The organism is Streptomyces sp. NBC_01224, assembly GCF_036002945.1.
In the GTDB taxonomy this organism is placed as follows: domain Bacteria; phylum Actinomycetota; class Actinomycetes; order Streptomycetales; family Streptomycetaceae; genus Streptomyces.
Map to the genome: position 1 here is coordinate 596,677 of NZ_CP108529.1, position 18,143 is coordinate 614,819.

Consider the following 18,143-nt stretch of genomic DNA (forward strand, 5'->3'; position numbering starts at 1 on the left):
CCCGCACCTCCCTCCGACTCACAGCCAGCCGCGCGTCGCTGCCGCACCCCCGTCTGAGAACGGCCGGTGCTGCCGAGTCGGTGCTGCGGATCCCCGATCCGCCGGTGCAGCGTCCACGCCGCGGGCGAGCGGCCTTGGCTCGTTGCTAACCCCCTGACCGGATTGGGAAGTTGTCCGCACCTGGACGAACCGAGACCCCCCGAACAGCCAGGCACGCTGCCACGCTGGCCTCGCCATGAACATGGCCGACACTCACGCGTCAGCACGTCGGAGGGAAAACCTTTGGCTCCCCATGGAAGACTACGCAGCAGATGCGCCCGCCTCGTCGCGCTGGGCGCAGCTGCCATCACCGCCTTGGCCGTACAACTCCCGGCCCAGGCGGTCGCCGCGAGCACAGTCGAAGCGGCCAGCCCCAGCGCCACCCACGCGCCCAGCCCCACCGCTCCGGGCGCTCACCCCTCGCACCGGGTCTGTGCGGTGCCCAAGCGCGCCTCACAGATGAGTTGCCGCTCCTTCGAGCGGGATGATGTCAAGGTCCCCAAGGCGCAGTTGGCAGCTGCCGCGACCCCGTTCGGCTTCGGGCCGGCCGACCTGCAGAGCGCCTACAACCTGCCCGCGTCATCCGCCGGCGGGGGGCAAGCGGTAGCGATCGTGGACGCCTTCGACAACCCCAACGCCGAAGCGGAGCTGGCCGTCTACCGGCAGCAGTACGGACTGCCTCCCTGCACCACCGCCAACGGCTGTTTCAAGAAGGTCGACCAGCGCGGCGGCACCAACTACCCTCCCGCCGACAGCGGTTGGGGGGCGGAGATCGCACTCGACGTCCAGATGGTCAGTGCGACCTGTCCGAACTGCCACATCCTGCTGGTGGAAGCGGACGACAACTACATGGAGAACCTGGGTGCCGCGGTGAACGAGGCCGTGGCGTCGGGTGCGAAGTACGTCTCCAACAGCTGGGGCGGTGGCGAAGGCTCCGATGAGTCGACCTTCGACGGACAGTACTTCAAGCACCCTGGTGTCGCCATCACCGCGAGCAGTGGTGATGACGGGTACGGGGTGAGCTATCCGGCCGCCTCACCGTACGTCACCGCGGTCGGCGGGACGTCGCTGGTCAAGGACTCCTCCACCCGTGGCTGGAGCGAGGCCGCCTGGGGCGGCGCGGGCAGCGGATGCTCCAGGTACGAGGCCAAGCCGAGCATGCAGAGCGACTCCGGCTGTGCGCGGCGCACGGTCGCGGACGTTTCCGCGGTCGCGGACCCCGGTACCGGCGTTGCGGTCTACGTCGCCGGCGCCTGGCACGTCTACGGCGGCACCAGCGTCTCCGCGCCGATCACCGCCTCGGTGTACGCACTCGGCGGCACCCCGGCAGCCGGTTCCCTGCCGAACACCTATCCGTACGTCAAGCCCTCGGCCCTGAACGATGTCACTGCCGGGTCCAACGGCAGCTGCAGCGGCTCGTACCTGTGCACCGCGACCACCGGCTACGACGGCCCGACCGGCCTGGGCACGCCCAAGGGCGTCGACGCCTTCGCCTCCGGTCCGCGCGCCGTGGTCAGCGGGAAGGTCACCGGCAGCGCCGGCAGGGCCCCGGTCGCCGGCGCCACGATATCCGCCGGTGACCAGAGCGCCACCACCAATGCGGCAGGTCAGTACCAGCTGTCCGTGCCGCCCGGCACCTACGACATCAAGGTCGCCAAGTTCGGGTACAAGCCGCAGATCTTCTCCGCAGTGACCCTCGTCGACGGCCAGTCGCTGACCGAGAACGCCGCACTCACCGCCAGGGCCACAGCCGCCGTCAGCGGCAAGGTCCACGACGCCTCCGGCCACGGCTGGCCCCTGTACGCGAGCGTGCAGGTCAAGGGCGAACCCACGAGCATGGTGCACACCGACCCCGCCACCGGCCGCTACACCCTGAACCTGCCGGTCGACGACGCCTACACCCTGCAGGTCGACGCCGCCTACCCCGGATACGAACAGGCCGACCAGGACATCACCGTGGCCGACACCAAGCTGTCCCAGGACTTCGGCGTCCACGTCGACGAGGTCTCCTGCACCGCCGCCGGCTACGCGCATGGCGCTCTCTCCTCACGAGGAGCCGGCCCATCGCTGCCCCGCGTGGCCCTGCCGTGTTCGCCCGCTCACCAATCCGGGTACGGCCGGGTGGCAGTCGACGCGTCGGCCGGCGTCGCGCTGTCACTGCTCGTCCGGCAGCGGGCCTCACACATCACCATGACTGCCGAAGATCTGAAGGACGACCGGGGCGAGCAGCGCGGGTCGTCCGTCCGGAGCCGAACCCCAGCTCGTGCGGCAGCAGTTGCCAGGCGATGTCGTTGTGCAGGACGTACCGGATGCCCTGAAGGCAGAGCCGGTCCGGCGCCGGCCGGGGTCCCGGAGCCTTGTCCGTCCAGGCCGGTGACAACGGCTCGATCAACGCCCACAGGTCATCGTCCACGATCCACGGCCGCCTACTCACACCATGCAAACGACCGGATTCATCCCACCGGTCACGCCCCGCGAGGACACCCCTGCAAGATCTCGTCACGAATGAAGAGGGTGGAGAAATTCTCGTTCCGCGGCTGCATCCGTAGACCTATGGGAGATCCTCCTGGGCCGACGGTACCGCCGTACGCGGCACGCCGCCGCTTCGCGAGGAGGTTGTCCGTCCACAGCGGACGATAAAGGGGAAAGGGGAGTACCCACTCCTTTCCACTCTCAACATATAGCGCATGGGGGGCCTTGCGGCAAGACCCGGGTCATGCCGCAGAATCGTCGGCCGAGGCCAGAACCTGAGGAAATGGGAGAGTCACGAAGTGCGTGTGTTGTTGTCTACGTACGGGTCGCGCGGGGACATCGAACCGCTGGTGGGACTCGCGGTGCAGTTGCAGGCACTCGGCGCGGAGGTGCGGGTGTGCGCGCCGCCGGACAAGGACTTCGCTCAGCGGTTGGCCGGTGTCGGCGTGCCGCTGGTGCCGGTCGGCCCGTCGGCGCGTGCTCTGACGAAGGCGGCGCCGCCGCCGTCGTCCCTGTCCCAGCGCGCGGCCGAGGTGATCGCCGGCCAGTTCGACGTGGTCACTGCGGCGGCCGATGGATGCGATGTACTGGTGGCGACCGGCATGATGCCGGCCGCAGCCGGCGCGCTGTCGGTGGCCGAGAAACTGGGCATCCGCTCCGTGTCCGTGACGTTCCAGCAGCTCACCCTGCCGTCGCCGCATCGCCCGCCGCTGGCGTATCCGGGCCGGCCGTTCCCGCCGGAGGTGACCGACAACCGGGTGCTGTGGGACCTGGACGCCCAGAGCATCGACGCGCTGTTCGGTGAGGCGCTCAACACCAACCGGGCGTCGATCGGCCTGCCACCGGTGGACAACGTCCGCGACTACGTCATCGGCGACGAGCCGTGGCTGGCGACGGACCCGATCCTGGACCCGTGGCTGGAGACGCCGGACCTCGACGTCGTCCGGACCGGCGCGTGGATCCTGCCCGACGTTCACCCACTCCCGGCCGAGTTGGTGGCGTTCCTGGACGCCGGCACACCACCGGTGTACGTGGGCTTCGGCAGCATGCCCATGCGCGCCTCGACGGACGTCGCCCAGGTGGCCATCGAGGCGGTCCGAGCGCAGGGCCGCCGCGCAGTCGTCTCCCGCGGCTGGGCCGACCTGGCCCTGATCGACGACCGGGACGACTGCTTCGTCGTCGGCGAGGTCAACCAGCAGGCGCTGTTCGGCCGGGTGGCCGCCGTCGTGCACCACGGGGGCGCGGGCACCACGACGACGGCCACCCGGGCCGGCGCGCCTCAGGTGGTGGTACCCCAGGCGGCGGACCAGCCGTACTGGGCCGGCCGGGTGGCCGATTTGGGCATCGGCATGGCACACGACGGTCCGACTCCGACCCTTGAGTCCCTGTCAGCCGCGCTCCGTACGGCCCTGACCCCCGAGACCCGCGCACGAGCGAGGGCCGTGGCCGGCACGATCCGCACCGACGGGGCGACGGTGGCCGCGAAGCTGCTGCTCGACGCCATCAGCCGAGAAAGGCCGCCCATGTCCGCGTGAACCACGCGGGATCGTCGAGCCAGGCCCCAGAACACGAGAACCTACAAACCCTGGCGCCCTGAACCGGCAACGGCCACGGGGGCCATGTCGGGCGGAGCGCTGCTCGTCATGGCCACCCGGTTCGTCCCGCCGGTCCCGACGCCTTGCTGCGCGCAATGGTTGCAAGCGGCCTCAATTCGGAGCTGATGACGTGAACCCCCTGACCACCAGCGCGTTCGACCTTCCCGACCGCCTCTCCCCCAAGGCCGACCCGACGCTGATCGCCGGCGATGAGCAGCACTTCGCGGCCATCGCGGAGTGCCTCGAGCAGTCGATCGCCGAACTGTCCGACCGCCTCGATGCCGAGCGCAGGGCGCCCGGCGGCATCGGCCGGCAGGCGATGGACCGGGACATGGAGATCCACCGGCTGGCCGCTCGCCTGCGCGCACTGCGTCGCTTCGGTCTGGACCTGTGCCTCGGACACATGGTGGGCGCGGACAGTCCCGAGCCCGTGTACGTCGGACGACTTGGCCTGACGGACAGCGCGGGTCGTCGGCTGCTGCTCGACTGGCGCTCTCCTGCGGCTGAGCCGTTCTTCGGAGCCACCCACGGCAACCCGATGGGGCTGGCAAGCCGCCGCAGGTATCGCTGGACCCGCGGCCGGATCAGCGACTACTGGGACGAGGTGTTCACCGCGGACGGGTTTGCCGGGCACGCCGCACTCGACGACCAGTCCGCCTTCATCGCCGGCCTGGGCAGCAACCGGTCACCACGGATGCGAGACGTGCTCGGCACCATCCAGGCCGACCAGGACGCCATCATCCGCGCGGGATCCCGCGGCGCTCTCGTCGTCGACGGCGGTCCGGGTACGGGGAAGACCGTCGTCGCTCTGCACCGCTCCGCCTACCTTCTCTACTCCGACCCTCGCCTCGGTCACCGCCGGGGCGGCGTGCTGTTCGTCGGTCCGCACCAGCCCTACCTGGGCTACGTCGCCGATGTCCTCCCCAGCCTCGGAGAGGAGGGCGTGCAGACCTGCACCCTGCGGGACCTCGTCGCCGAGGGAGCCGCAGCAACGATCGAGGCCGACCCGCACGTGGCCCTCCTGAAGTCGTCCGCGAACCTGGTGAAGGCGATCGAGACGGCCGTCAGGTTCTACGAGGAGCCGCCCACCAAGGGAATGACGATCACGACTCAGTGGTCCGACATCTGGCTGAGCGCCGACGATTGGGCCGTGGCGTTCGAATCAGCAGGACCCGGTGCTCCGCACAACGAGGCGCGCGACCAGGTCTGGGAGGAGCTGCTCACGATCCTGGTGGACAAGCACGACGGCGAGGTCTCGGCCGACCTGCTCCGCAAGTCGCTTCTGCAGAACAGGGAGCTGCTCACGGTCTTCGACCGCGCGTGGCCGCTGCTCGAAGCGGCCGACCTCGTCGGAGACCTGTGGTCGGTACCCGCCTACCTGCGGAAGTGCGCTCCCTGGCTCAGCCCCGATGACGTGTCGCAGCTGCAGCGCGTGGACGCCCAGGCCTGGACGGTGTCCGACCTGCCGATCCTGGACGCGGCACGGCAGCGGGTCGGCGACCCGGAGGCGTCGCGACGTAAGCGTCGGCACAACGCCTCTGTCGCCGCCGAACGCGAGCACATGGCCAACGTCATCGACGCCCTGCTCGAGGCCGATGACGACGGTGAAGGTGCGGTGACGATGCTGCGCGGACAGGACATTCAGGACACACTGGTCGACGGGACCGCATCGCCCGGCACCGAACCGGACCTGCTCGCCGGCCCGTTCGCGCACATCGTCGTGGACGAGGCTCAGGAACTGACCGACGCGGAGTGGCAGATGTTGCTGCTCCGGTGCCCGTCCCGAAGCTTCACCATCGTCGGGGATCGCGCCCAGGCCAGGCACGGGTTCACGGAGTCGTGGCAGGAGCGGCTCGAGCGGATCGGGCTCGACCGGATCAACCTGGCTTCTCTGAGCATCAACTACCGGACGCCGGAGGAAATCATGGCGGAAGCCGAGCCGGTCATCCGGGCCGTGCTCCCGGACGCCAACGTGCCGACCTCCATCCGCAGTAGCGACGTCCCCGTCGTACACGGATCCGCTTCGGATCTGAGCTCGGTCCTCGACACCTGGCTCGCCGCACATGCCGACGGGATCGCCTGCGTCATCGGCGATCCCACATTCCGGACGACGTCCCGCGTCCGGTCGCTGACCCCGGAGCTGTCGAAGGGGCTCGAGTTCGACCTGGTCGTCCTCATCGACCCCGAGGCGTTCGGCAAGGGCATCGAAGGAGCGGTCGACCGCTATGTCGCGATGACCCGAGCGACCCGGCAACTCGCTATCCTCACGAGCTCCTGACGTCGGCCGGACGAACCCCCACTCCCGGCCGAGTTGGTGGCGTTCCTGGACGCCTGCACACCACCGGTGTACGTGGGCTTCGGCAGCGTGCTCATGCGCGCCTCGACGGACGTCGCCCCTCAAATCGACCGGCGTCGAACGCGCTGACATCGAGTTCCAGCTTCACCCACTGATCAGCCATGCTTCCCCTCCACCTGGATCCGCCGAATGCGGGGCGTGCCCCAGCACCCCCATTGTCGAATGCGCGAAGGGCATGGGTTCATCCGGTCGGGCTCATGGACTCCTGGTCTGCGGCACGCCCGGAGATTCCCTGCCAGCCGACGGTACGGTCGCACCAGCGTTCCAGCAGCACCCGGTCGTGGCCGACGGCCAGCAGCCCGGCCCCGGACTCGCGTCGGTAGGCCTCGACCACCGCCACCAGAGCGGCGGTGGTCGACGCGTCGAGCATCGCGGTCATCTCGTCACAGATGAGCCAGCGCGGCCGCAGGACCAGCGCCCTGGCCAGGCAGGCGCGCTGCAACTGGCCGTCGCTCACCTCGTGGGGACGCCGGTTCAGCAGTTCGGCCGTGAGACCGACAGCCGGTGCCAGCTCGGCCACCCGGTCCGTCACCTCCGCGCGCCGGCCGGTCGCACGCAGCGGCTGGGCTATGAGTTCGCGCAGGCTGAGCCGGGGATCGGCCGAGAGCCGGGGCTGCTGGAAGACGACGCCGACCGCGGTGCGCTGCGCCCGCGGGGCGCGGTGCCGCCAGCCCCGCACCGGCCGGCCGTCGAGCACGACCGTGCCCGCGTCCGGGCGATGCAGCAGGGCGGCGACCTTGGCCAGGGTGGATTTGCCGCAGCCGCTCGGGCCGAGCAGTCCGACGGACTCCCCCGGCGCGAGCGTCAGGGATGCATCGCGGACGACGGGGTCACGGGGGTCGTATCCGGCGGTGATGCGGGTGAGTTCAAGCATGGGCGGACTCCTCCGCGCCTGCCCGCACACCGTGGTGGCACGCGAGATGGCCGTCGAACGGGGGTGGTACGGAGCACCGGTCGTCGGCGCGGATACAGCGGGCCGCGAACGCGCACCCGTCGGGGAGGGCTCCGAGCTCCGGCGGCATTCCCGGGATGGGGGCGAAGGCGCGCTCGGGCAGGGCGTCGAGGAGGCCGCGCGCGTACGGATGGCGTGGTCCCGGCTCTCCGAAGAACCGGTCGGCGTCGGCGAGTTCGACGATGCGGCCCGCGTACATCACGGCGACCCGGTCGGCGATCCGCTCGGCCGCCGCCAGATCGTGGGTGATGATCAGCAGCGACCTGCCCCCGTCGGTGTGGCGGCGCAGTTCGTCGACGGTTCGCTCGACCAGGTCGCGGTCGAGTCCGGTGGTCGGCTCGTCGGCCAGCAGGAGGGGTGCGTCGCCGATCAGGGCGAGCGCGGTCGCGGCGCGCTGGGCGAGACCGCCGGAGAGCTCGTGCGGATACCGGTCCAGGTGGCCGGCCGGGAAGGCGGCGCGCGCGGCGGCTTGCTCCGCCGCGGCGCGCAGCGCGGGCTTTCGGATGCCGGTCAGTTCACGGAGGGTTTCCTCCAGTTGGGCACGCACCGTTCGGACCGGGGTGAGGTGGGCTGCGGGGCTCTGCGGTACGAGTGCGATGCGGCGGCCTCGTACCGTGCGGGCGAGGGTCCGTTCATCGGCGGTGAGGAGATCGGTCCCGTCACCGAGCACCGCCGAACCCTCGGTCTGTGCGTTGCCGGGCAGCAGCCCCAGCAGCGCTGAGGCGAGTACGGATTTGCCGCAGCCGCTCTCGCCGACCAGGGCCAGGCACTCCCCCGCCTCGACCTCGAAGCGTGCGTCGCTGACGGCCGCGATGTGCCGCCCGCCACGCATCCGGAAGCGGACGGAGAGCCCACGGACGGAGAGGACCGGGGTCTGCGGGTCCGGGGTGGTCTTCACAGCATCAGCTCCGATCGGCGGCGGGGGTTGATCCGTTCCCGCCAGGCGCCGGCGAGGCCCGCCAGAGCGAGTGTCGGGATGATCAGGAACAGGCCGGGGAAGAGGGTCGGCCACCAGTCCCCGGCGAGCAGCGAACCGCGCGCCGTCTGCACGAGATTGCCGAGGCTCGCCTGGTGGGTGGGGAGTCCGAGCCCCAGGAACGAGAGCGCGGACTCGTGCCACATGGCGTGCGGCACCATGAGCACCGCGGCGAGGCCCGCCTGCGGAAGCACTGCGGGCAGCAGATGCCGGACGATGACCCGCCCGCGCGAGGCGCCGCCGGAGATCGCCGCGTCGATGAACGGGCGCGAGCGCAGCGACAGCACTTCGGAGCGGACGATCCGGGCCGTCGAGAGCCAGTGGGTGAGGGCGACGGACACGATCACGGGGCCGACGCCGGGCCGGAACATGGCGACGATGAAGATGCCGAGCAGCAGATGCGGTACGGACGAGAAAGTGTCCACGAGCCGCATGACGATCCGGTCGGTCCAGCCCCCGAACGCGGCGGCGAGCGCACCGACGGCGGTCCCGATGACGGTGGCGGTGAGCCCGGCGACGATGCCGACGAGCAGCGAGACCCGCAGCCCGTAGACGCAGCGCAGCAGCAGGTCACGGCCGACATCGTCGGTGCCGAACGGGTGCTTCCAGGAGGGTGGTCGGAGTTTGGCCGCGAGGTCGACGGCCTGCTGGTCGAGCTGGACCAGCGGCGGTACGAGGAGTACCGCGAGCAGCACCGCGGCAACGATCCCGGCGGAGCTGACCACGCGGATACGGCGGGTCGTGCGGCGGGTGGGTCCGAGGACGAGTTCAGCCATCGAAGCCCACCCTCGGGTCGGCGATCGCGTACAGCAGATCGGAGAGAAGGTTGCCGAGGACGACCGCCGCGGTGGCGAGCACCGTGAGCGCCGCGAGCAGCGGGAAGTCGACGGAGGTGGCGGCCTGCACGGTGGCAGCGGCGATGCCGGGCCAGCTGAAGACCGTCTCGACGAGCAGGGCGCCGGTGATGAGTTCGGGGACGCGGGAGCCGATGAGGGTGAGCATCGGCAGCATCCCGGAGCGCAGTGCGTGGCCGAGCAGCACGGTGCGTTCGCGCAGTCCACGGGCGCGTGCGCCGCGCACCGGGTCCTCGTCCAGTGCGTCGGCGACGCCCTGGCGCACGTAGAGGAAGAACCACGGCAGCTGGGAGATCCCGAGCACGGCCGCCGGGAGCACCAGATGGGTGGCGACCTGGCCGAAGGTGACCGTGTCGCTGGCCGCGTCGGTGAGGCCGCCGGCCGGGAGCACATCGAGTTTCAGGGCGAAGAACCAGATGGCGAGCAGTCCGAGCCAGAAGGCCGGTGCGGCTTCGAGCGTGTACGCGGCGGAGCTGACGCACCGGTCGAGCAGGCCGCCGGGCCTGCGTGCGGCCAGCACGCCGAGGCCCGTACCCAGGACGACGGCGACGGCGAAAGCGCTCGCGGCGAGCAGCACGGACCAGCCCAGGCGTTCGCCGATGACATCGGAGACCGGCTGGCGCATCACGCTGGAGTCGCCGAGGTCGCCGCTCAGCGCGGAGGTCAGCCAGTTCCACCAGCGGGTCACAAGGGGCTGGTCGACGCCGAGGTTGACCCGCAGCTGATCGAGGTTCTCCTGCGAGGCGGTGAGACCGGCGGTGCCCGCGTAGGCCTTGACCGGGTCGAAGGGGGAGGCGGCGGCGACGGCGAAGACACCGAACGTCACGGCGGCCAGGACGGGGACGGCGAGCAGCGCCCGCCGTCCCGCCATCCTGCCCATCGGCCCCCAGGGGAGGCGGTGGTTCACTTCTTCGGCGTCCAGTCCTCGATGTTCCACCACGGGCCGGATGCCAGACCGTGGTCGTGCGGTTCCACCTGGGTGGTGAGCGCGCCGAAACGGTCCTTCACGACGTAGAGATGGTCGATGTGGGTGAGGAAGGTATAGCCGGGGTTCTTCACCAGTTCGCGCTGGACGGTGTCGTAGGCGGCCTTGCGCTCGGCCGTGTCACCGCTCCTGCGGCCCGCTTCGAGGGCCTGGTCCACGGCCTTGTTGTCGTACCACGCCATGTTGTTGAAGCCGTCGCCCGCGAGCGAGGACTTCAGCAGGGTGTACTGGTCGAAGTCGGGGTCGGCGGGCGATCCGCCGCCCGCGAGGACCGCGTCCTGCTCCATCCGGGGCTCGATGACCTCCCAGGTGCCGGCCTCGGTGGTGATGTCGATGCCGGCCTTCTTGGCGTCGGAGGCGTAGGCGAGTGCGTGGTCCTGACGGAGCTTGTCTCCGGTGAGGTACCAGAGCGGGAACGCGGCGCGTACGCCGTCCTTGGCGCGGATGCCGTCCTTGCCGGGCTTCCACCCGGCGTCGTCGAGGATCTTCTTCGCGGCGTCGAGGTCGTGGGTGCGTTCGGTGCCCTTGGCGAACCACTCGCTGTCGGTGGGGACGGGGCCGTAGGCTGCCCTGCCCTCACCGTTGAGTATGGAGTCGACCATGGCCTGCCGGTCGACGGCGACATCGAGAGCGCGCCGGATCGCGGTGTCGCCCGCGACCTTGTTGTGGGTGGGCAGGGTGACGGTGCGGTAGTCGTACGTGGTGGCGGCGTACGTGCGCGTGCCGCTGTCGCGGGCGAAACCCTTGGCCAGGTTGGGCGGCAGGATCGCGCCGTCGAGCTCGCCGGAGCGCAGCCGGGTGGCGCGGACGTCGTCGTCCTTGATGATCGCCATGGTGAACTTCTTCACCTTCGGTGCGCCGCCCCAGTAGTCGGGGTTGGCCTTGAAGCTCAGCTTCTCGCCCTTGGACCACTTGGTGAGAACGTAGGGTCCGGTGCCGATGGGGTGGGTGGTGAAGGCGCCGGTGTTGACGTCCTGCCTGCCCGCGACGTGCTCGGGGGCGATGGGCAGGACGGTGCGCTGGGCGAAGGGCGCGTAGGGGTACTTGAGCGTGAAGACGACGGTGTCGTCGCCGGTCGCTTCGACGCTCTTCACCGCGTCGAGTTCGGTCCGGGACGCGTTGTTGGTCTTCTCGTCCAGGATGGTGCGGTAGGTGAAGACGACGTCCTTGGCGCCGAACGGCTTCCCGTCGCTGAACTTCACGCCGCGGCGGAGCTTGTACGTGTACGTCAGTCCGTCGTCGCTCACCTCGGGCAGGGCGGTGGCGAGCGCGGGCCGCAGCTTCATGTTCCCGTCGAGGGCGAGCAGCCCGTCGAAGATCTTGGAGTTGCCGTCCTTGCCGTAGCCGAGGAGCGGGCTGAGGCTGTCGGGCTCGTAGGCGATACCCACCACCGTCGAGTCCCCGGCACCCGAACCGGAGTTGCTGCCGTCCGAGCCACCCGGTTGTGAACAGGCTGCCGCGGTCAACGACAGCACGGTCGCCAGTGTCGCGGCGACCGCTCCCCGTATCGATCGGGCCGTCATACTCTGCACATCCCTTATTGAAGATCGACTGTTATTGCGAGTCAGTCGCAATTAAACAACAGGTAAAGGGATGCCCGGTACCCCGCCGGACGGGGAAACGGCGGAGCGGAGGTGCGTGAGCACGCACCTCCGCTCCCAAGTCCCGCTGTGTCGCGGGGCGTTCCCCGCGTCCGGTTACGGTGCGGGGAGTTCCACGAGTTCGGCAATGGCCTCGCGATGGTGTCCGGCCGTGCCGTACGCGATCGAGTCGGCCTTGGCGCGCTTGAGGTACAGGTGCGCCGGGTGCTCCCAGGTCATGCCGATGCCGCCGTGCAGCTGGATGCACTCCTCCGCCGCGTGCACCGCGACCTTCGAGCAGTACGCCTGCGCGACGGCCACCGCCAACGGCGTGTCGGGGCTGCCGGTCGCGAGGGCGTCCGCGGCGTTTCGCGCGGCGGCGCGGGCCGACACGACCTCCAGCCAGAGCTGCGCCATGCGGTGCTTCAGGGACTGGAACGAGCCGACGGGCCGATTGAACTGGTGTCGTTCGCGGGTGTAGCGGACCGTCTCGGTCAGGCACCACTCGGCGAGTCCGAGCTGTTCGGAGGCGAGCAGTCCAGCGCCCGCCAGCAGCCCTCGGCGCACCGCTGATACCGCGGACGCGCCGTCGGCCAGGCGGGTTGCGGCGGCTTTGGCGAGGTTGACGTTGGCGAGCGGGCGGGTGAGGTCGAGCGGGACGAGCGGCTCGACGGTGACACCGGCGGAGCCGGTCTCCACCGCGTACAGACCGTCGGTCGTCGGCACCAGCAGCACATCGGCCGTGGCCGCGTCGGCGACGCCGGTCACCGTCCCCTCCACCGCGCCGGCCACGACACCGGCCGGCTGCGCGGCGTCGGGCGCCGGGGCGGAGAACGGCACGGCGAGGACCGCGATCCTGCGTCCGGTAGCGAGGTCGCCGAGGAGTTCGGCGACCGGTCCGTCCTGCGCCGCAAGCGCGAGGAGCGTCTCGGTGGCGACGACCGCACTCGTCAGGTACGGCGCGGGGGCGACGCTGCGGCCCAGCTCCTCCAGCACCACCGCGGCCTCCCGGTGTCCTGCACCCTGCCCGCCCAGCTTCTCCGGCACCAGCAGCCCGGCGGTGCCGATGCCGGCGGCGAGGGCCTTCCAGAGCTGCGGGTCGTACGGCGTGTCGGACTCGATGCGGGCGAGCACCGTCGGCGCGTCGCACCGGTCGGCGAGCAGCGAACGCACCGCTGCCCGCAGATCGTCCTCGGCCTCCGAATACAGCAGATCGGGTGCCTGGGTCTCTTCGGTCGGTGCGGTCATCGGGCCAGATCCTTCCAGGCGACGTCCTTGTCGTTACGCGGCTCGACGGGCAGGCCGAGGACGCGCTCGGCAACGATGTTGAGCAGCACCTCGCTGGTGCCGCCCTCGATGGAGTTGCCCTTGGAGCGGAGGTAGCGGTAGCCGGCGTCACGTCCGGTGAAGTCGACGAGCTCCGGGCGGCGCATGGTCCAGTCGCTGTACAACAGACCCTCCTGGCCGAGGAGTTCGACTTCCAGGCCGCTGATCTCCTGGTTGAGGCGGGCGAAGGCGAGCTTCATACCGGAGCCTTCGGGACCGGGCTGTCCGGCGACGAGCTGCTGGCGCAGTCGAGTGCCGGTGAGCCTGGCCACCTCTGCCTCGACCCAGAGGGTCAACAGGCGCTGATGGAGGTCGTGGGTGCGCAGTTCGGGACGCTCGCGCCAGGTCCGGGCGACCGGGCCGATCATGCCGCCCTCGCGCGCGATACGTGCTCCGCCGATGGAGACCCGCTCGTTCATCAGGGTGGTCTGGGCGACCTTCCAGCCTTCGCCGACCGGGCCCAGGCGCCTGCTGTCCGGGATGCGTACGCCGGTCAGGAAGACCTCGTTGAACTCGGCCTCGCCGGTGATCTGGCGCAGCGGCCTGACCTCGACGCCGGGGTCGGTCATGTCGCAGATGAAGTAGCTGATGCCGCGGTGCTTGGGCTGGTCCGGGTCGGTGCGGGCGATGAGGATCGCCCAGCGGGCCAGATGGGCGCTGGATGTCCAGACCTTCTGTCCGTCGACCACCCAGTCCTCGCCGTCGCGGACGGCGCGGGTGCCGAGTGCGGCGAGGTCGGAGCCGGCGCCCGGTTCGCTGAAGAGCTGGCACCAGACCTCCTCGCCGACCCACAAGGGACGCAGGAAGCGCTGCTTCTGCTCGTCCGTGCCGTAGCCGAGGATGGTGGGGGCTGCCATGCCGAGGCCGATGCCGATCCGGCGTGGGTCGTTGTCGGGGGCGCCCGCGGCGGCGAGTTCGGCTTCGACGACGGGCTGCAGGGAGCGCGGCGCGTCGAGGCCGCCGAGGCCGGCCGGGTAGTGCACCCAGGCGAGTCCGGCGTCGAAGCGGGCCCTGAGGAAGTCGGTGCGGTCGGTGGCGGCCGGGGGGTGTGCGGCCAGCAGGTCCTGGGTGCGGCGGCGCAGTTCGGCCGCGTCAGGCGTTGTCATCGGGCGGCTCCTGTCGGGAGGACGACGATCCGGCCGGTGCTGATGCCGTCGGCGACCCGCTGGACGGCGACCGCGGCCCCGGCCAGCTCGACCCGCTCACTGATCAGCGGCTTGATGACGCCCTGAGCCGCGAGCCGGGTGAGTTCGTCGTGGCAGGCGCGGACCGCGGCCGGGTCCTTGGTGTTGTACAGGCCCCAGTGGAGTCCGAGGACCGAGTAGTTCTTGACGAGGGCGTGGTTCAGCGCCGGGGCGGGGATGACGCCGCTCGCGAAGCCTACGACGATCACCCGGCCCTCGAAGGCGATGCACTTCACGGACTTGGCGTACGCGTCGCCACCGACCGGGTCGTACACCACGTCGGCGCCGCGTCCGCCGGTGGCCTCCTTGACCGCGGCGACGATGTCCTCGCTGCGGCGGTCGATCACCAGGTCGCAGCCGAGCTCTGTGGCGGTCTTCACTTTCTCGGAGCCGCCGACGACACCGATGACGGTGGCTCCGGCCGCCTTGCCGAGCTGGACGGCCGCGCTGCCGACACCGCCGGCCGCGGCGTGGACCAGGAGGGTCTCGCCCGCCTGGAGGTGCGCCCTGCGGTGCAGGCCGAACCAGCCGGTCTGGTAGCCGATGTGCAGGGCGGCGGCCTCGGCGTCGTCGAGGGCGTCCGGGGCGGGCAGCAGGGCCGCCTCGTCCGCGACGACGTACTCGGCGAACCCGCCGTTCGGCAGGGCGGGTGTGGCGAGCACTCTCCGTCCGTCCGCCGTCCTGCCGCAGATCTCCACGCCGGGTGTGAACGGCAGCGGCGGCCGCACCTGGTACTGGCCGCGGCAGAGCAGCGCGTCGGGGAAGTTGATGTTCGCCGCGAGCACCTCGATGAGCACCTGCCCGTCGCCGGGCGTGGGCCGGTCGGTCTCTTCGAGCCGCATCACCTCGCTCGGCTCGCCGTTCCGGTGCACTCGCCATGCCTGCATGAGGGGCCTCCACAACACTGTCGGCATTACCACTGCTCCGGCGCATACTAAGCGGTCGCTTGCCCCTCTGGGAACAACCTGCCGGTGCCGGTTTCGGCCTGAGGCGAACATGGATGTGCCAGGTCCGGCCCGAAAGAGTTCGGGCCGGACCTGGCATGGGACGGGTCCACGGGCCCGACCAGGGAGGTGGACGGCGCAATCCCCCCGCACTCCGTCCGTCAGACCTCAGTCCTGGCCGGCCACCACCACTTCGGCGATCTGCGGCGCCGCCGACCCCGCGCTCCAGACCAGGCGTACCGCGTCGGCCGTACGGCCCGCAGTGGATACCTCGGTGTACGGGCCGACGAGCGCGCCGACGGTCTGCCACGTTCCATCGGTGCCCCGCAGCTGGATGTCGGCTCGGCCCGCCGACCCGGCCGGCCGCAGGACGGTGACGGACCTGACGGGACGTGCAACGACGAGCCCCACCTCCAGCGACTCCCCGGCCTCCGGAGCGCGTGCCGCCCGGTAGACGGTGCCGGGGTCTCCGTCGGACGCCGCCCGCAACGAGGATCCGGTCGCGGCGGGCGGTCCGCCGGTCACCGCCCCGTCCTCGGTCACGACGCTGAACTCCCGTACGACGAGCCAGTTGTCCTGGCCCGCGGTCGCCCGTACCCGCACGTAGCGGGCCTTCGTTCCGCCGGGCACGGCCGCGGTGACCTCCGGCTTTCCGGAGAAGGCGGTGAGCTGCTGCCAGCTCTGCCCGTCGGCCGAGTACTCGAGCACCCCTTCGTGGAGGTAGTCGTCGGTACTGCCCGGCTTGGCCATGGCGAGGGTGATGTCACCGATGTCCCGCGCCCGGCCCAGGTCCACGGTGATCTGGTCACCTGCGGCGGGGGCACCGTCGCTCCAGAAGTAGGTGGAGTCGTCGCCGTCCAGCATCCGCGCGAGCGTGTTGCTCTGGTACGTGCCCAGGCTGGTCGATGCCGAGGGCCGCCCGCTCACCCCGAGGATCCGGTCGTGCTCGGCGTTCGCCGCGTCGATGAACCGGTCCAGTACCCCGTCGCCGACGGCGACCGGCACCTTGCGGCCGTCGAGGCCGGTGTAGGCGAAGGACTTCGCCGCGGTGACCTGCGCGGGCAGCTGTTGCCGGAGCTCCCAGGCCTGCGCTCCCTTTCCGGCTCGGGCCGCCTCGACCATGCGCAGGGCAGTGCGAGCGGCGGTCGCCCAGGACTCGGTCGCATCCAGCCAGGGGTCGGAGTCGGCGATGAAGCCGCGGTCCGGGAGGCTGCTGCGCAATCGGTCGGGCGCGGAGCCGAGCGCACCGAGCACCGAGGAAAGCCGGGCGGCGTCACCGGACTTCCAGTAGCCGGCGAACTCCGCCGCCAGTTCGGGTGCCTGGTCCTTGTTGAGTGCCGAGCTGTAGTTGACGTCGGCGAAGGCCCGCAGCGCCTTCTCCGTGCGGGGGTCGCCGCCCGCATACTCCTTCAGTCCCGCACCCCATGAGGCGCGGGGGTCGTACGCGGCGTCGTTCCAGGCGTAGTCGGAAACGGTATGGAGCGCGATCTTCGAGGCGTACGGCTGGATCATCGGGTTTGCGGTGATCCCGGCCAGCTTGCCGGGCAGACCCTTCTCCCGTCCGTTGAACGGGCCGAGCAGCAACCGGTTGGTCGCGTAGTCGTTGACCGGGTAGTTGTCCCACGTCAGGATCGGGTGGTTGAAGACCGTGCGGGCGGCGTCGGCCTGCGCGACGGTCATGGTCGGTGCGACGACACCGACACCCGTCCATTCGACGAGGACATCGGGGTCGAGCTGCTCGGACAGCGCCGTCTTGTACGGCGAGGCGGAGACATCGTAGTACTCGGTGGGGACCATCTGGAGCGGCTGGGCGCCCGGGTGGGTGGAGATGAACTCCTTGTTGACCCGGTTGAGCAGAAAGGCCTGCGCCGCGCCCGCCGCACCGCCGCCGGTCCCCCACTTCGCCTTGTCCTCGGCGCAGTTCCAGTTGGTGTAGCTGATGTCGTCGAGCGGCACGGCGAAGGTCCGTACGCCGATGTCCCAGATCGTCTGGAACTTGTCGACCAGCGCCTTGGCGTCGGCGTCCGAGCTGTAACAGACGGAGAGGCCGGGCGAGAGCGCGTACGTGAACTCCACATGCCGCTGGACGGCCCGGTCGGTGAGCTCCTTGATCTGGGCCAGCCGGTCGGCGGGGTAGGCATCGCGCCACTTCGCGCGGAGATACGGGTCGTCCTTCGGCGAGTACACATAGATGTTCATCTTGTGCTCGCCGTAGTAGTCGAGCTGGTCGAGCCTTGCCTCGTGCGACCACGGGGTGCCGTAGAAGCCCTCGATGACGCCGCGCAGCGCGGTGCCGGGCCAGTCGCGTACCGCGATTCCGGCGACCTCGGCACCCGGATGCTTCGCCTGCGGCAGGACCTGACGCAAGGTCTGCGCGGCGTAGTACGTGCCGGTGGTGTCCTTGCCGGCGAGGACGATGCGACCGGCGCCGATGCCGAGGACATAGCCGTCGGCGGGCAGCACGGACGGGCCGTCGAGGTGCTGGGCGGCGAGCGCGGCGGAGTCACCGACATGGACGGTCAGCCCACTCCTGCCGGGTCTGTCGCTGCGTACGACGCGCTGTGCACCGGCCCGGCGCATCGCGGTCTCCACCACCTTGAGGGATGGCTCGTCGGAGGTTGCGCCCGCCACCAGGGTGACGGTGGGGCTGATGGTGATCCGGTCGGATCGGCTCTTCACGGACTGCGGGATCGGCGCAATGGCGGGAGTCCGCTGACCCGCCGCGGCCTTCGCCTGGGTGGCGGAACGGGTGCTGTCGGCTGCCTGGGCGGGCGGCACGGCGGTCAGCAGACCGCCGGCGAGCAGGGTCGCCGCCGTGCCTAGCGCGGTAAGACGGGGTGGGCGAAGCGTCACTGGTCCTCCATTGATCACTCAAGTCAC

The 18,143-nt window shown here is 70.6% G+C and carries 12 protein-coding genes; 3 read left to right on the forward strand and 9 right to left on the reverse strand.

Annotated elements, in window-relative coordinates; genetic code table 11:
• Positions 1-354 precede the first annotated feature (354 nt).
• From OG609_RS45995 to helR, 3 genes are all read left to right on the forward strand, one after another.
• On the forward strand, positions 355-2,679 hold the full coding sequence (locus OG609_RS45995; protein ID WP_442817931.1) for a carboxypeptidase regulatory-like domain-containing protein: 2,325 nt from the start codon (positions 355-357) through the stop codon (positions 2,677-2,679).
• 137 nt (positions 2,680-2,816) lie between these two features.
• Positions 2,817-4,046 (forward strand): glycosyltransferase, encoded by a 1,230-nt coding sequence (locus OG609_RS02595; RefSeq protein WP_327271243.1) that lies wholly within the window; start codon positions 2,817-2,819, stop codon positions 4,044-4,046.
• Between the two features lie 190 nt (positions 4,047-4,236).
• Positions 4,237-6,384, forward strand: a complete 2,148-nt coding sequence (gene helR, locus OG609_RS02600) for an RNA polymerase recycling motor ATPase HelR (RefSeq protein WP_327271244.1) — start codon at positions 4,237-4,239, stop codon at positions 6,382-6,384.
• A gap of 259 nt (positions 6,385-6,643) precedes the next feature.
• On the opposite strand, the gene OG609_RS02605 is transcribed toward helR, so the two are convergent.
• The 9 genes from OG609_RS02605 to OG609_RS02645 all read right to left on the reverse strand — a co-directional run bounded on the left by OG609_RS02605 (position 6,644) and on the right by OG609_RS02645 (position 18,116).
• Positions 6,644-7,336 carry an ABC transporter ATP-binding protein gene (locus OG609_RS02605; RefSeq protein WP_327271245.1) on the reverse strand — a complete coding sequence of 231 codons (693 nt, stop codon included), beginning with the start codon at positions 7,334-7,336 and terminating at the stop codon, positions 6,644-6,646.
• Positions 7,329-8,246 carry an ABC transporter ATP-binding protein gene (locus OG609_RS02610; RefSeq protein WP_327277918.1) on the reverse strand — a complete coding sequence of 306 codons (918 nt, stop codon included), beginning with the start codon at positions 8,244-8,246 and terminating at the stop codon, positions 7,329-7,331. Before OG609_RS02610 ends, OG609_RS02605 begins: the two co-directional genes overlap by 8 nt.
• Positions 8,247-8,308: 62 nt before the next feature.
• A complete protein-coding gene (locus OG609_RS02615) occupies positions 8,309-9,166 on the reverse strand; it encodes an ABC transporter permease (RefSeq protein ID WP_327271246.1) in 858 nt (285 codons plus the stop codon).
• Positions 9,159-10,124 carry an ABC transporter permease gene (locus OG609_RS02620; RefSeq protein WP_327277919.1) on the reverse strand — a complete coding sequence of 322 codons (966 nt, stop codon included), beginning with the start codon at positions 10,122-10,124 and terminating at the stop codon, positions 9,159-9,161. The genes OG609_RS02615 and OG609_RS02620 overlap by 8 nt, the downstream gene beginning before the upstream one ends.
• A 23-nt stretch (positions 10,125-10,147) precedes the next feature.
• Positions 10,148-11,752, reverse strand: coding sequence for an ABC transporter substrate-binding protein (locus tag OG609_RS02625; protein ID WP_327271247.1), 1,605 nt, complete (start codon positions 11,750-11,752; stop codon positions 10,148-10,150).
• A gap of 174 nt (positions 11,753-11,926) precedes the next feature.
• Complete coding sequence (locus OG609_RS02630; protein ID WP_327271248.1) at positions 11,927-13,057, reverse strand: acyl-CoA dehydrogenase family protein; 1,131 nt, start codon at positions 13,055-13,057, stop codon at positions 11,927-11,929.
• Positions 13,054-14,241, reverse strand: coding sequence for an acyl-CoA dehydrogenase family protein (locus OG609_RS02635; protein WP_327271249.1), 1,188 nt, complete (start codon positions 14,239-14,241; stop codon positions 13,054-13,056). Before OG609_RS02635 ends, OG609_RS02630 begins: the two co-directional genes overlap by 4 nt.
• Positions 14,238-15,206, reverse strand: coding sequence for an NADPH:quinone oxidoreductase family protein (locus OG609_RS02640; protein WP_327271250.1), 969 nt, complete (start codon positions 15,204-15,206; stop codon positions 14,238-14,240). Before OG609_RS02640 ends, OG609_RS02635 begins: the two co-directional genes overlap by 4 nt.
• 225 nt (positions 15,207-15,431) lie before the next feature.
• Complete coding sequence (locus OG609_RS02645) at positions 15,432-18,116, reverse strand: beta-N-acetylglucosaminidase domain-containing protein (RefSeq protein ID WP_327271251.1); 2,685 nt, start codon at positions 18,114-18,116, stop codon at positions 15,432-15,434.
• Positions 18,117-18,143: the final 27 nt, after the last annotated feature.